The organism is Ensifer sp. EB106-05-01-XG146 (assembly GCF_058791875.1).
The window spans coordinates 647,218-660,615 of record NZ_JBYTDX010000001.1; the positions used below are offsets into that span (position 1 = coordinate 647,218).

The 13,398-nt window shown below is 61.9% G+C and carries 17 protein-coding genes and 2 tRNA genes; 7 read left to right on the top strand and 12 right to left on the bottom strand.

Annotated elements, in window-relative coordinates:
• Window positions 1–5: 5 nt before the first annotated feature.
• Both AC3WVQ_RS03000 and AC3WVQ_RS03005 read right to left on the bottom strand, forming a co-directional pair.
• Entirely contained in the window at window positions 6–278 is a 273-nt protein-coding gene (locus AC3WVQ_RS03000; protein ID WP_034801317.1) for a hypothetical protein, read from the bottom strand.
• 349 nt (window positions 279–627) lie between these two features.
• Entirely contained in the window at window positions 628–1,011 is a 384-nt protein-coding gene (locus AC3WVQ_RS03005; protein ID WP_060516284.1) for a hypothetical protein, read from the bottom strand.
• A gap of 267 nt (window positions 1,012–1,278) precedes the next feature.
• On the opposite strand from AC3WVQ_RS03005, the gene AC3WVQ_RS03010 reads away from it, so the two are divergent.
• The gene (locus AC3WVQ_RS03010; RefSeq protein WP_090294749.1) at window positions 1,279–2,187 is read left to right on the top strand and encodes a DUF1499 domain-containing protein; all 909 of its coding nucleotides are present in this window, start codon (window positions 1,279–1,281) and stop codon (window positions 2,185–2,187) included.
• A 25-nt stretch (window positions 2,188–2,212) separates the two neighbouring features.
• Here AC3WVQ_RS03010 and AC3WVQ_RS03015 read toward each other — a convergent pair whose 3' ends face one another.
• Genes AC3WVQ_RS03015 through AC3WVQ_RS03030 form a run of 4 tightly spaced genes read right to left on the bottom strand, consistent with a single transcriptional unit; the run spans window position 2,213 to window position 4,513 of the window.
• The gene (locus AC3WVQ_RS03015) at window positions 2,213–2,809 is read right to left on the bottom strand and encodes a DUF4166 domain-containing protein (protein ID WP_162731933.1); all 597 of its coding nucleotides are present in this window, start codon (window positions 2,807–2,809) and stop codon (window positions 2,213–2,215) included.
• 11 nt (window positions 2,810–2,820) lie between these two features.
• Window positions 2,821–3,273: a thiol-disulfide oxidoreductase DCC family protein gene (locus AC3WVQ_RS03020; protein WP_089045184.1), complete on the bottom strand. Its 453-nt coding sequence runs from the start codon at window positions 3,271–3,273 to the stop codon at window positions 2,821–2,823.
• Window positions 3,274–3,275: 2 nt separating this feature from the next.
• Window positions 3,276–4,199 carry an MBL fold metallo-hydrolase gene (locus AC3WVQ_RS03025; RefSeq protein WP_090294746.1) on the bottom strand — a complete coding sequence of 308 codons (924 nt, stop codon included), beginning with the start codon at window positions 4,197–4,199 and terminating at the stop codon, window positions 3,276–3,278.
• Between the two features lie 17 nt (window positions 4,200–4,216).
• Window positions 4,217–4,513 (bottom strand): cupin domain-containing protein, encoded by a 297-nt coding sequence (locus AC3WVQ_RS03030; RefSeq protein WP_089045186.1) that lies wholly within the window; start codon window positions 4,511–4,513, stop codon window positions 4,217–4,219.
• Window positions 4,514–4,716: 203 nt separating this feature from the next.
• Here AC3WVQ_RS03030 and AC3WVQ_RS03035 point away from each other — a divergent pair.
• A tRNA-Gln gene (locus AC3WVQ_RS03035) sits at window positions 4,717–4,791 on the top strand.
• A 123-nt stretch (window positions 4,792–4,914) separates the two neighbouring features.
• Complete coding sequence (locus tag AC3WVQ_RS03040) at window positions 4,915–5,097, top strand: YegP family protein (RefSeq protein WP_034801332.1); 183 nt, start codon at window positions 4,915–4,917, stop codon at window positions 5,095–5,097.
• A 63-nt stretch (window positions 5,098–5,160) separates the two neighbouring features.
• Here the strand turns inward: AC3WVQ_RS03040 and AC3WVQ_RS03045 are convergent, their stop codons facing one another.
• Window positions 5,161–5,598 carry a hypothetical protein gene (locus AC3WVQ_RS03045; protein ID WP_034801335.1) on the bottom strand — a complete coding sequence of 146 codons (438 nt, stop codon included), beginning with the start codon at window positions 5,596–5,598 and terminating at the stop codon, window positions 5,161–5,163.
• A 318-nt stretch (window positions 5,599–5,916) separates the two neighbouring features.
• Here AC3WVQ_RS03045 and AC3WVQ_RS03050 point away from each other — a divergent pair.
• A tRNA-Pro gene (locus AC3WVQ_RS03050) sits at window positions 5,917–5,993 on the top strand.
• A 210-nt stretch (window positions 5,994–6,203) separates the two neighbouring features.
• Here AC3WVQ_RS03050 and AC3WVQ_RS03055 read toward each other — a convergent pair.
• On the bottom strand, window positions 6,204–7,136 hold the full coding sequence (locus AC3WVQ_RS03055; RefSeq protein ID WP_034789183.1) for a ribose-phosphate pyrophosphokinase: 933 nt from the start codon (window positions 7,134–7,136) through the stop codon (window positions 6,204–6,206).
• A 289-nt stretch (window positions 7,137–7,425) separates the two neighbouring features.
• Between AC3WVQ_RS03055 and AC3WVQ_RS03060 the strand changes: the two genes are divergently transcribed.
• Window positions 7,426–7,839 carry a hypothetical protein gene (locus tag AC3WVQ_RS03060; protein WP_034789415.1) on the top strand — a complete coding sequence of 138 codons (414 nt, stop codon included), beginning with the start codon at window positions 7,426–7,428 and terminating at the stop codon, window positions 7,837–7,839.
• 356 nt (window positions 7,840–8,195) lie between these two features.
• Entirely contained in the window at window positions 8,196–9,032 is an 837-nt protein-coding gene (locus tag AC3WVQ_RS03065; RefSeq protein ID WP_492382593.1) for a glycosyltransferase family 8 protein, read from the top strand.
• 68 nt (window positions 9,033–9,100) lie between these two features.
• Here the strand turns inward: AC3WVQ_RS03065 and AC3WVQ_RS03070 are convergent, their stop codons facing one another.
• Window positions 9,101–9,280 carry a hypothetical protein gene (locus AC3WVQ_RS03070; protein ID WP_034789185.1) on the bottom strand — a complete coding sequence of 60 codons (180 nt, stop codon included), beginning with the start codon at window positions 9,278–9,280 and terminating at the stop codon, window positions 9,101–9,103.
• Between the two features lie 490 nt (window positions 9,281–9,770).
• Here AC3WVQ_RS03070 and AC3WVQ_RS03075 point away from each other — a divergent pair, with 490 nt between their 5' ends.
• Window positions 9,771–9,914: a hypothetical protein gene (locus AC3WVQ_RS03075; protein ID WP_090294740.1), complete on the top strand. Its 144-nt coding sequence runs from the start codon at window positions 9,771–9,773 to the stop codon at window positions 9,912–9,914.
• Between the two features lie 130 nt (window positions 9,915–10,044).
• Here AC3WVQ_RS03075 and cysN read toward each other — a convergent pair whose 3' ends face one another.
• The 3 genes from cysN to AC3WVQ_RS03090 are packed head-to-tail and all read right to left on the bottom strand — an operon-like array spanning window position 10,045 to window position 13,305.
• A complete protein-coding gene (cysN, locus tag AC3WVQ_RS03080) occupies window positions 10,045–11,550 on the bottom strand; it encodes a sulfate adenylyltransferase subunit CysN (RefSeq protein ID WP_060584201.1) in 1,506 nt (501 codons plus the stop codon).
• Window positions 11,550–12,503, bottom strand: a complete 954-nt coding sequence (cysD, locus tag AC3WVQ_RS03085) for a sulfate adenylyltransferase subunit CysD (RefSeq protein WP_060516276.1) — start codon at window positions 12,501–12,503, stop codon at window positions 11,550–11,552. Before cysD ends, cysN begins: the two co-directional genes overlap by 1 nt.
• A 43-nt stretch (window positions 12,504–12,546) precedes the next feature.
• Window positions 12,547–13,305, bottom strand: coding sequence for a phosphoadenylyl-sulfate reductase (locus tag AC3WVQ_RS03090; protein WP_034789190.1), 759 nt, complete (start codon window positions 13,303–13,305; stop codon window positions 12,547–12,549).
• Between the last annotated feature and the right edge of the window lie 93 nt (window positions 13,306–13,398).

The following is a 13,398-nucleotide window of genomic DNA, read 5'->3' on the forward strand; positions in this document are numbered from 1 at the left end:
CCGCTTTACCTGGCCTGGACGATCACCGGTCGTGAGACGATGACCGGCCGGTCCCAGCCCCACATCATCATGTCGTTCTGGTAGCGGAATGCGCGCGATTCGGCGCGGCGGTCGAGCTCGATCCGCTGCAGGCAGGTGGCAAACGCATCGGTGCCGCGGCGGAAGCCGTAGGACGCGCAGGTGTTGCCGTCGGCGATGCGCCGTTCCTCCGGCGTCATCGTCTGGCATGCCGTCAAGAGAAGCGCGGCTGCGATAAGGATGGACAGTCGTTTCATCATGGTTCTCGCGCCTCCTGGGCGCAACCGGATCGTGTGAGGCCGTACCGGTCTGCGTCTCGCCGTGAGCAATCGAGCGGCACACCACTCAACGCCTCGAATCACAATCAATATAGGGACTTGTATCGAGAATCGAAACGAACGTTGCCAATTCGGTGTCGTGTCGCGGTTGTAGGCGAGGGCACCTCACACCCGTCGTTGACGGGTGTGTGTGTGAGCCTGTTCCGGAGGGGGGCGGGGTGTGATCCCTGCGCGATTGTCCGATTGCGCGTAATCCGCTGCCAAAACGCATTCACCGTCGCTGGCGGCCTCGCCCAGGGGTATGGTTAGAGTTGTCCCTGTGAGAGGCCCGCTACATGCGTTCCAGCACGCCGACAAAGGATTCGGCGAAGCGCTCGAGGTCGCGCGTGGTGTCGCTGGGATGTTCGATACGGACGGCTCGGCCTTGTTCGTCGAGGCAGGCAAACAGGATCGAAGCGTCGCCTCCGGCATCAGGCAGACGGAGCACGGCAATGCTGCGGCAGTCTTCGATCAGATCAGAAGCGGGCAGGGCAAACAGAAACTCACCGCCGACGTTGTCAGCAACCGCGCGGACGAAGCTGGTGAAATCGGCATTGTTGCCGGAGAAACCATCGAGGGAGAGTTCGAGCTCAAGGAGCCCCATGGGGATGCCGCCGTCTCCGGCCGGAAGGGCAGAGGGGGTGGCGATGGCCACGGCTGCTTGCGATGCGCCCATGTCGGTTCTCCGTCGATTGCCGAGCGCCCTCGTTTGATGTTGCGCGCTGGCCGTTGCCTCCGATTGAAACTCCGCGTGCCCTTTAAATCCCGGGCGCGCGGGCACATTCCCATGTGTTGATAGGTGGTTAACGAGAATGGCGATTTTGCGGCGAACTGTAAGGTAGGCCCGGAGCGCGGTGGCGGACTGCCGCATTGCCTGTTCCCTCGGCTCGGGGCATGGTCTAAGAATGCGGTCTGTTTCGCGGCAGGGAATTGATTCAACTATATGATGGTCCGGTACGAGCGCCCCTATTCTTTTGCAGCCCACTGGGCGCGCCGCTTCGCCCGTGTCTCGTTCCTGCTCTTTGCGCTCTCGCTGCTGGCGCACCGCTTCGGTCCGCTGACGACACCGCATTTCCTCGCCCTTGTCGGCCTCGCCGGCGTCTTTGCGCTGATGGGCGTGCTGTTTGCCGTCGTCGGGTTGGCGCGCTTGTGGCAGGTTGCGGCGATTGGTGGCCTGGCGTCTGCTGCGGCGCTTGTCTACGCCGCGCCGACGCTCGGCTTTATCGGCTATGGCGTCGTCCAATATCTGACCCGCCCGGAAATCTACGACGTCAGCACGGATACGGTGACGCCGCCGCCGTGGCTCAAGGTGCCGCAGGCGGAAGAGAGCTGGCTGAAGCGCAAGGCGGCGGTAACGCCTCAGGACCGTGAAGCGCAGATCCTCGCCTATCCGGCTCTGACCGGCCGGCGCTACGATGGCGCACTCGACCGCGTCTATCAGGGGGTGCGCAACGTCATCGAACAGAGCCGCGTCGGCATCACCGAAGAACTTGGTGTCGAGAACGCCCGCGCCGATCTGGAGGATCTGGCAGTACGGCCGAATGCGGGCGCGGATACGAACGCCGAACCGGAAAATGTACCCGTTCCGGCGGCGCGCCCGGAGATGGCTCTCGAAGGCGCGATTGCAGGGCGCCGCGCCAGCGATGTCGTGCTGCAGGGCGAGTGGCGCACGCTGATCGCGGGTTTTCGTTTCGATGTATTGATCCGGCTGCGCGAAGAGGCGGAGACCACCTTCGTCGACCTGCGCGTCGCCTCGCGTTACGGGCCTCATGATCTCGGCATGGGCGCCGCCTTCGCCGATCAATTCCTGCGGGCGCTCGATGCCGAGCTGTTGGGCATTGCCGGCGACTGATCGGCGGAGTGCCCGCCAGAAAACGTCATTCGTCTACGAGGGCTTTGCGACCACCCAAGTCGGCTGTCGGCTCGCCCGCTGGCCGTAGCCAGCCGCGATAACGCACGATCAGGCCGGTCAACGGGCTTGCGACCTCCACGTGGAAATGAAACAGGCCGTCACGATCCTCCTCGAACGTCCGGCCACCCGGCGCAAGCAGTAAAGGAAGCGGAAGGCCGAGAAAGGACCAGGCGCGAACCGAGAGATGCAGGCGGTTTTCGGCGGGCTCAAGCGCGCACAGGACACGGAACGGTCCGAAATCTTCCGCGAGCAGTGGTTCGTTCCGCCTCTCGGCCTTCCGTTGCGAGCTGCGCAGGACTTTCCCACCGAAGCGTCGGGTCCAGACTTCCCGACCACTGCTGCATGCGAAGTGGATTTCAACAGGGACGTCAGCGCCTGCACCGGGAAAGCCGAGCATGGAGGCGACGAGCCGAGCCCCTATCGAGCTGCCGCGCTCGATGACCGCACGTCCGCGAAAGGTGGCATGCCCCTCTGACAGGTGGTGCAGGGCGCGGATCGACGCGGGCAGGTGGTTCCATTGCCGGCCGAGGATCTGGCGGTAAAGGCTCTGTTTTTGGACCATGTCTTCCATCGTCATGCGATGAAGCGCCCACGCTCCTCAGGCGTCGGCACCATGCAGCTCTGGCGGCGGCCGGCGATGCGGTAGCGGTTTCTCGCCACGAGATCATAGAGCGGATCGCGAAGGACAGCGGGCAGGATCCGGCAGATGTTGGCGAGCGACCACGGCAGACCCAGCCGCGCAAGCGTGCGGATCGATCCGTCGGATTTGACGCGGGCGATGCCGTCCTCGATCAGCATGTTGCTCTCGAAATGGACGGTATCGAGCCCGTAGTGCCGGTAGAGCGCTTGGCCTAGCGGCGACTGTGCTGTCAAATAGCGATATTGCGCCCGTCGGTCGTGGCGAAGCAGAAAGCGCACCCAGCCGGAACAAAAGATGCATTCGCCGTCGAAGACGATCACCGGCTTGTCGTCGGCAAAGGTGGGCACGGAAGCATCATTGCGATAGCTGTAGGCCTCGCGCCGCATGATCAGCCCGCTCCGCCGGGCGCCAGCCGGTAGGCGCCGAGAAGCGAGGGCGGGCCATCGGTTTCGATCCGTCCCTGTTCGATCAGGTCTTCGAGATGGGCGAGCACCGAAAGTGCCGCCGCCCCATGCAGCCGCACGTCGGTGGACGCATAGATGACCTTGACCATGTCAGGGATATGGCTGTCGCCGGCGCGGATGCGTTCGAGCACGGCACGCTCGCGCATCTTGCGGTGGGCGCGCAGGCCGCGAAGGAAGGAGGCAGGCGCGATCACAGGTCCGCCATGGCCGGGCAGGTAGAGATGCTCGTCGCGGGAAAGCAGCTTTTCGAGCGAGGCCATGTAATCGGCCATGGCGCCATCGGGCGGCGCGACGATCGTCGTCGCCCAGGCCATGACGTGGTCGGCGGAAAAGAGAATGCCGGTGCCATCGAGCGCGAAGGCCATATGGTTGGCCGTATGGCCGGGCGTGGCAAGCCCCGTCAGGCTCCAGCCGTCGCCCTCGATGCGCCCGCCGTCGGCAAGCCCGAGATCGGGGACGAACTCCATGTCGGAACTCTCGGCGAAAGGATTGCTCTCGCCCGCATGCAAGGGACGGGCGGAGCGATGCGGGCCTTCGCCGACGACCACCGCACCTGTGGCAGCCTTCAGCCGGCGCGCCAGCGGCGAGTGGTCGCGATGCGTGTGGCTGACGGCGATATGGGTGACCTCGCGGCCGGCGAGCGCCGCCATCAGCGCCTGGAAATGCGCCTCGTCATCGGGACCGGGATCGATGACGGCAACGGAACGTCTTCCGACGATATAGCAGTTGGTTCCGTGAAAGGTGAAAGGGCCGGGATTGTTGACCGTGATGCGCTGCACATCGTCCGCAACCGTCACGGCCTCGCCATGGGCCGGCTTGAAATCGAGATCGAAGTCCGGGCCCTGCATGCGTCTCTTCCTGGATTTCACTTGTATTCGATCTCGATGAACGACATCGGCTCGTTGCCGGCATTGACGACGTTGTGAGCCATGCCCGCCTCACGGCGGTAGGCGGCACCCTTGGCGATATCGACCCGCCGGCTGCCCGCCTCTTCCTCGAGCAGGAACTGGCAGTCGGTCATCGGCACCACCACATAGCCGAGCCCGTGCACATGGTGACCGGTGTCGGCGCCGGGCTCGAAATCCCAACGGGTGATCCTGACGACCGTGTCGTCGACGAGTACGGTTGGAACGGCAGGGGGGCGGGCGCGAAACTGGCTCATGAAATTCTCCATCTGCCGGGACAATAGGAGGTGCGGTCAGCGAAGGGAAGGGTACATCCGGTACCCACGGCGCGCGCCCTTCGGCGTCGTCGCCAACAAATCCGCCGAAAATTCAACTTAGTGCCAACTTAGTGATTGTGACGGGCGGCGAGCTTTGATAATCAGGCGCTCGATTTGGCGGACGTATTGTCCCGTCAATCCGTTGGGGCGTCGCCAAGCGGTAAGGCACCGGTTTTTGGTACCGGCATTCCCAGGTTCGAATCCTGGCGCCCCAGCCACATTTTTCCAGGCAGTTGATCCATTGGGCGGGCGATCGCGCGCCGGATTTGCATGCACTCTTGTCAAGTCATCTTGCAACTGACACGCTAGTTTCGTTGATTCCAACATGTGTGAGGGAGAAGATGGCTCACAAATTCGAAATCTACAAAGACAAGGCTGGCGAGTTCCGTGTTCGCTTCAAGTACAACAGCGAAGTGATGTTCTCGACCGAGGGCTACAAGACCAAGGCCAGCGCGCAGAACGCCATCGACTCGATCAAGAAGAACGGTCCCGACGCGCCCGTCGAGGACAACAGCGCCGGCTGAGTTCGACGCAATCCCCTAGAAAAAACCCGCCGATTTTCACCGGCGGGTTTTTTGTTTGTTGGTTTAGCCTGCAGTTGCCGCCGGCTTGGTCTGGGCCGGGGCGCCGAGGAACTCTTCGCACCAGCTCGGGCCTTCGGCACGCTTGCGGTCGCCGGCAATGTGGATCGAGCGGATGACGTAGTCGGACGAGACGGTCAGTTGCACCGCGCAGCTCAGATACTCGGTGCGCGCCGAGGAAATGCGCTTGCCGCGCTTGCCGTCCTTGGTGGTTTCGTACTGCGCCGGGATCTTGCGGGTCTTGTAGCCGCCCTTCCAGCTATAGACCGTGGAGCTGCCGCTTTCGACGTCGGAGATCGGCGGACCGTACTGGGCGAAGAAGCCGCCGGCCGGCTGGCCGAGCCAACGGGCTTCGACTGCGTTCCTGGAAATCCCCGTCCCGGTCGTCGTGCAGCCGGCGAGCACGAGCGCGAGGCCCGCCACCGTCATCATGCGGAAGTTCATGTTTCTGCCCCTTTGGCTCTCGTTCTGAAATCGGCATGGCACGGAAGCCCGTATCCCCTGGCTTTCCGCGCTTTCCGTTGAGCCTCTAGCGCCAAAAGAGACGAAAGGAAATGCACGCAGCGGTTCCGGTTCCAGGAAATTATGAAGCGTTGCAGAAAGTCCCTATCACGCGCATCTCCGGGGCGCCGTTGGTGCTGACCAGGGCCATTTTGCGCCTACGTTTTCCACCGTCACGATTTTTTTGGAAAAGGCGCAATGTTTTTCGAGATAGGCGCTTGTGAAATCAAAATGCCTGTTCTATAGAGGCGCCGCTGGTCACGGAGTGTAGCGCAGTCTGGTAGCGCACCACGTTCGGGACGTGGGGGTCGCAAGTTCGAATCTTGCCACTCCGACCAGCCAAATCAACCGCTTAGCCGATCTTTCCCGAAATATGCGCCAAAGCGCGGATCGACTGCGGACTGCTTCAATCATCACTTCTATAATGCATTTGTATCTTGCGCCGCGTGACGCTGTGGTCTTTTCGGATGAGCGGGCGGATTACGTTCTTTTCTCACCGGCAAACGCCGCCTGGCTCAATCGAAACGGCTTTGCACTGTTCGCGTGGTTCAGTCGAAAAGGCTTGAAACGCTTTGCTCTCGCGCGGTTCGGGCAAGGGCTTCTCCGAGCAGCGGCGCGACGGTGACGCGGCGGATGTTGGCGGTCTGGCGTTGCGCTTCGGTGTCTTGAATGGAATCGGTCAGCACCAGTTCCCTGAGGTTGCTGGCGCCAATACGCTCGCAAGCCCCCTCGGAAAGCACGCCGTGGGTGATGTATGCCGAGACCTCTCTGGCGCCCGCTTCCAGCAAGGCGTCAGCCGCATTGATCAAGGTCCCGCCGCTATCGATGATGTCGTCGATCAAGAGGCAGGTCTTCCCGAAGACGTCACCAATGATGTTCATGACCTCCGACACGCCGGCGCGGGGGCGCCTCTTGTCGACGATCGCAAGATCGGTGCCAATGCGCTTGGCGATGCCGCGAGCCCGCGCCACGCCGCCGACGTCAGGCGAAACGATCATGAGATTCCCGACGTCGTAGCGCTCTTTGATGTCGCGGGTCGTCACCGGCGCCGAATAAAGGTTGTCGGTCGGGATATCGAAAAAGCCCTGAATCTGGTCTGTATGCAGATCGAGCGTCATAACGCGATTAACACCCGCGCCGGCGATCATGTTGGCGACCAGCTTCGCCGAAATCGGTGTGCGGCCGGTGGCGCGGCGGTCCTGACGGGCATAGCCGAAATAGGGGATGACGGCGGTGATCCGGCGCGCAGACGAACGGCGCAGCGCATCGGTCAGGATCAACAGTTCCATGAGGTTGCCGTCGGCAGGAGCACTGGTCGACTGGAGGATATAGACATCCTCGCCGCGCACGTTCTCGTGAAGTTGAACGTTGACTTCCTGGTCGGCGAAGCGCCCGACCGTACAGTCCGTGAGGGGAAGATTGAGATATCTGGCAATGGCTTCGGCAAGGGCGCGGTTGGAGTTACCGGTCACCAGCTTCATGAGCGCAATCCTGTTACAGGGAGCCTTTAAGGCAGCTTTAGAGCCTCGCTGGTGGATTCACAACCAGTGCTGCACACTTTTGTGACGCAACCGGTTTGGGGTTGTTTGAGATGGCTATTCGCGACGCTGCACTCCGGTGCCTTAATGTCTGCGCAAATGCCGTTCGTCGCCGCTTAAAAGCCGTTGGTCGAATAGAGGTGTATTCGCAACGGGGTTGCTCTGTCGGCATGCGGGCGAAGCCTCTAGGTTCCCGCCATTCAATCACGGACGACGGGGAACGGGAATGTCGATCAAGCATCTATCCATTGCGACGGTTCTGCTGGTGGCCGGCCATTCGGTGGCGGCGGCGCAGAGCTGCGAGAAGAATTTCAAGGCGAGCGGCGTTCCGCTGGTGACGCCTGTTTTCTATAAGACCTGGCAGGAGTTCCCGAAGCTGAAGCCCGAGACCGCTCTGCAGCGGATGGCGCGGGGCGTCGCGGCGGAAGGCTTTTCCGGGATCGAGATCAACAAGGCACTCGGAACCATCGAAGCTTACCAGGATACGGCAGGCTCCGGGCGGCTGCAGACATTGCGAGTCGTCGCCCGCAAGCGCGGTTCAGGCACGCGGGTTGATGCGATGTTTGATATTCAGGTGGGGCAGGTGGCCACCAAGCAGGTGGTGCAGGAAGGCCTTTGCAACATCATCCGGTCCGCGACCGAATAGGTGCCGCGCGCAGGTCTTTTACACGATCTGCGCGAGATTCTGCGGACAAACAACTATTATCTGCTCTGCCCACTTGACGCGGAAGCATGGTGTGCGAAGTCATTCGCCATGAAGAGAAGCACACCAGTGCATCCGCGTGTTTTCGGGTAAGAGATGACCTATTAATTTCATTGATACTTCCGTCGCATATTGCGCGACACCATGAGCGTGGCCCTCGCTTGGCGAGGGTCACGCCATTTCAAATGAAAGCAATCAAAGCGTCTACCGGTATGTCCGGTCGAGCGAGATCTTGCTTTTGGCCTGGACACTGCATGCGGCCCTGTGGCTGCGCGTTGCATTGCTGAAATTGACTTTAAATGATTGTTGCATGCTCGATCGACAGGCGCTTCGCGGAACTCGCGGGTGTCATGCTTTACTCGTTCGAAAAGAACGGTGGCATTCCAGATGCGCAGGTCTTTATCCTAGGTGACGGGCTGCGGGCGTCCGACAAGGAGATGCTGCAAGCCTGTGCCAAACGGAAGCTGTGCTTCATCGATGTCGAAGGCGACATTCTCTCAAAAATCTCAGGCCTGAAGACGACGAGCTACTGGAGCCGCGCTACCTACGCTCGACTGTATCTGCCGGAATTGCTAGCCGACCGGCACGACCGTCTGCTCTACCTGGACGCTGACACGCTGATCAAAAAGAGCCTGGCACCACTGGCCGATCTGTCGTTTGAGGGCAGGGCCGTTGCAGCCGTTCCCTATGATGACCCGACGCGTTTCAATCCGTCGCTCGGCCGAGAGGCGAACACACCCCACTTCAACGCGGGAGTCCTGCTGGTCGATATCGATGCCTGGAACGCGCAGGACTACACGGCTCGCATTGCCAGGCTGCTTCAGGCGCGTTCGTTCGATTTCTTGGATCAGGACGTACTGAACCTTACGACCGAAGGGAATTTCGTTCATCTCCCCGGCCACTGGAATGCGCAGAAGGGGTGGGAAGACTATTCTCAAGCTTCCATCGTGCACTTCACTCACGCCAAGCCGAACACGAAAGAATGCGAGCACCCGGAGAAGGCGACGTTTCTGGAGTACCGGAAACAAACGCCCTGGCGTTCGGCGCGACTAATCACAAATCGCGACCGGCGCATTCGCACGCTGCTGCTATCGATCAGAAAGAAGTGGCAGTGGCTCTCGGCGTTTGCTCGGTAGCTGCGCTTGACTTGTGTAGGGGCGGTGCGGTGCGGGCCGCATAGCACCGCCGCCCGCCATGCGCTCGGTCAGCCCCGCTTTTCCAGGCCGTTCAGCACGGATTGCGCGGCGGCCTGTGCCTCCAGCATCGACGTGAAGTTGCCTTGGGCGGGGTAGGTGACGCCGCGGAACTTGATGACGAAGCACCATTTGCCGTTGATGCGTTTCTCGACCTTTACGGTGGTTTCCGGTTGCTTGTCGGTGCTCACCCTGTCGTCTCCCTGATTCGGCATTCTTGCGCCAAGGCCGCCCAGATACGCCGAGGAGAGCGGTTCTGTCCACCGCAGGGTGCGCGACCGTCGATGCAAATGTTCCGGGCGAGGGGGTGAAGGCGAACGTCGCGTCCGGTTTCATTAGTCCATAGTCAGGCGGACTGTCCCACGGCGTTCGGAAACGGTGAAACAGCCCTATCGATCCTCATGATCGACGCGCCAAGTTACGAATGCGGCGTTGGATTGATAGTCGTGATCGCGCGAGGCTTGCGTCATGGTGAAGCGATTACCAGCGTTGTTTCATTTTGAAACAGCGCCTCTCCGGCTTGATAACGCCGCAACGGAACCTTGACCTCGGCGATCGCGGCGCCGACGCAGGCCGTTTATTGTTCACATGGAAACGACGTGTTCGCAGATTGGTGTCTTATCAGCGTGAACAATCGGGGCGATATTTCCATCAACACTTGTTTTTGCCCGAGAGGCTCAGATGTTGAAGGAACCAATTTTTAACTTTCGCGAGATCGCCATTTGGTCCGCTATTCTTGGCAGCGTCGTCGGCTACCAGCTTTGGCAGCACGCCGATCCTGCGCCGCTGACGATCACTCTTCCTGCGATCGAGCAGCAGCTTTGATGGATGCCTGCGGAGTTGCGCCTCCGGCAAGCTGTCGAAATGCGTCCACGGCGATCACCACTGGTTCTCAGCCGTCCATGCAAAATAAAAAGGGGCCGCTCCGGCCCCTTTTTGCTGCGTGCGATGTCGCTCACCCGTCGATGTCGTCGATGATCTCCACGGCCCTGCCGGCGGAGACGCGGCGGACTTCGGCTTCCTCGCGGCGACCGGCGAAAAGTTCGGTCGCCATCAGCTGGTCGGCAAGGTCGGCCGGCAGCGAGAGGATGACGCGGGCGTCTTCCGTGTGGATGCCGCCGAGCGCCGAGCGCTTGGCGGTGATCATGCCGCCCGCCACCGTGTTGTTGGTGTCCGGATCGATCAGGATGAACGCGCCGGTGGTGCGGTTCTGCTCGTAGGTGTCGAAGATCGCCTGCTCGTCGAAGGCAAGATGCACCTTGCCGATGGCGTTCATCGGCAGCTGATCGGCCTGGTTCCACTTACCGGTCTGGAGGTCAAGCTGGCTTGCCGGCTGCACCTGGACGCGCTGGCGTCGGCTGCCACTCTTCAGCCAGTAGCGCTTGCCGGGCTGGATGCCTTCGGCTTGCAGCGCGACGAGCTGGGCGTCGAAGGAAAGACCGGTCAGCGGCTGGCTGTCGATCGCGACGATCATGTCGCCGCGCGAGACGTCCACCTGGCGGTCGAGCACGAGCGTGATCGCGTCGCCGGCGACCGCTGCGTTGCGCACGAGATCGAAGGTGACGATCTTGGTGACGTTGGCAACCATGCCCGAGGGCAGGATGACAACACTGTCGCCGGGTTTCACCGAGCCGCCGGCAACCGTGCCCTGATAGCCGCGGAAGCTTTCGCCGGGCCGCGAGACGCGCTGCACCGGCAGGCGGAAACCAACGGTCTGGGCCGAACGGGTGGTTGCCAGCTCCAGTACCTCGATCAGCGTCGGGCCGTCATACCAGGGCATCGAGGCGCGGCCGTCGTAGACGACGTTCTCGCCCTTTAGCGCCGAGACCGGGATGGCGATGACCTGGCGCACGCCAAGCGACAGCGCCAGCTCGCGGAACTCGTGGCTGATCTCTTCGAAACGGGCGCGGTTGTAGTCGGTGAGGTCGATCTTGTTGACCGCCAGCACGAACTGCTTGATGCCCATCAGCGTCGCGATCGTCGCATGCCGGCGGGTCTGTTCGAGCAGTCCGACGCGGGCGTCGACGAGCAGCACGGCGAGATCGGCGGTCGAGGCGCCGGTCGCCATGTTGCGGGTATATTGCTCATGACCGGGCGTGTCGGCGACGATGAACGAGCGCTTGTCGGTCGAGAAGTAGCGATAAGCGACATCAATGGTGATGCCCTGTTCGCGCTCGGCCTGCAGCCCGTCGAGCAGCAGCGCGAAATCGGGAAGGCCAAGATCGTTCTGCTTGCCTTTGGAATCGCGCTGAAGCGTCGCTGCCTGGTCTTCCTTGACCGCCTTGGTGTCCCAGAGCAGGCGGCCGATCAGTGTCGACTTGCCGTCGTCGACCGAGCCGCAGGTGATGAGCCGAAGGGGACGGCTGTCACGGGTGGCGCGCGCCGGCTCCTGCGCCGGGAAAGCGAGAACTTCGCCAGCTGCAACGTGCTCGACGGCATTCGCGGTTGCGGGTGCGGTCATCAGAAATATCCTTCGCGCTTCTTCTTTTCCATCGAGCCGGATTGGTCACGGTCGATGGCGCGGCCCTGGCGTTCGGAAACGGTCGCGGTTTCGAGTTCGGAGATGATGTCGTCGAGCGTCGTCGCGGTCGAACGGATGGCGCCGGTCAGCGGGAAGCAGCCGAGCGTGCGGAAGCGGATGACTTCTTCGCGCTTGGTCTCGCCAGGCAAAAGTTCGAGGCGCGGGTCTTCGGCGAGGATCATCATGCCGTCGCGTTCGACGATCGGGCGCTTTTCAGCAAAGTAGAGCGGTACGATCGGAATGTCTTCGGCCTGGATGTAGCGCCAGATATCGACCTCGGTCCAGTTGGACAGCGGGAAGGCGCGCACGCTCTCGCCCTTGCGGATCATGCCGTTGTAGACGTTCCAGAGTTCCGGACGCTGGTTGCGCGGGTCCCAGCGGTGGTCGGGCGTGCGGAAGGAGTAGATGCGCTCCTTGGCGCGGCTCGCCTCTTCGTCGCGACGCGCGCCGCCGAAGGCAGCATCGAACTGGCCGGCGTCGAGCGCCTGGCGCAGTGCCTCGGTCTTCATGATGTCCGTATAGAGCGCCGAACCGTGGGTGAACGGCGTGACGTTCTCGGCGGCACCGCGCGGATTGACGTGCTCGATCAGGTCAAGGTCGTAGCGCTCGACGATCTCGTTGCGGAACGCGATCATCTCGGCGAATTTCCAGCCGGTGTTGACGTGCAGCAGCGGGAAGGGAACGCGGCCGGGATAGAAGGCCTTGCGTGCCAGATGCAAGAGAACCGAGGAATCCTTGCCGATCGAATAAAGCATGACCGGGCGCTCGAACTCGGCGGCCACTTCGCGGAAGATGTGGATCGCTTCGTTTTCCAGCGCCTTCAGATGCGGATCGAGCGGCGGCTTGGCACTCTGCGGATTATGCAGTTCCGTTTCCGGATGGATGTGGGGCATTTCAGTCTCCGGGAGGATTTGTCTTCGGATGAGCGCGCCAGCCTCAGGCGGCGCTGCTCGAATTGGGGATGATGGAGCTTGCGGCGGCCTCGGGAACATGCAGACCACATTCGCGCTTCTCGTCGTTCTCCCACCACCAGCGGCCGGCGCGTTCGGGCTCGCCGGGCTTGATGGCGCGGGTGCAGGGCTCGCAGCCGATCGAGGGATAGCCGCGGGCGTGCAGCGGGTTGACCGGAACGGCGTGCGTGGCGACGTAGCTGTTGATGGTCTCGATGTCCCAGTCGGCCAGCGGATTGATCTTGATCAGGCCGCGTTCGGCATCTGCCTCGGCAAAGGGCGTGGAGGCACGGTTGCCCGACTGGCCGCGGCGCAGCCCGGTAACCCAGAAGCTTGCTCCTTCGAGTGCGCGCGCAAGCGGCTTCAGCTTGCGCACGTCGCAACAGGCATGTCGCGCTTCGACGCTTTCATAGAAACCGTTGAGACCGTAGCGCGCCGCATAGGCGTCGATGTCGGCCTTTTCCGGATGGTAGCGCTTGATCAGGATGTCGTAGGCTTCTTCCGTCTTGTCGATCAGCGCCGCGGTCTCATCGAAGAGACGACCGGTCTGAAGCGTGACGACATCGACGGCAAGCTTGTTCTTGCCGATCGCGGCGGTAATCACCTGATCCTCGATGCCGAGCGAGGTCGTGAAGACTGCCCGCCCTTCAAGGCTTGCAACGAGCGCCAGCCGCCCGGCGAGATCCAGGCTTTCGAGCCTCTCGTTCAGTGCCTTGGCGGTGGTTTCGAGGGATGACGTGGTCATGGCTGCGTCCTGTTCCAACTTGGGCGGAATATCGCAGCCGAACAGGACAATGGACAGAAATAGCGGTTTCTAATGCTGTTTGTTTGGAGCAAA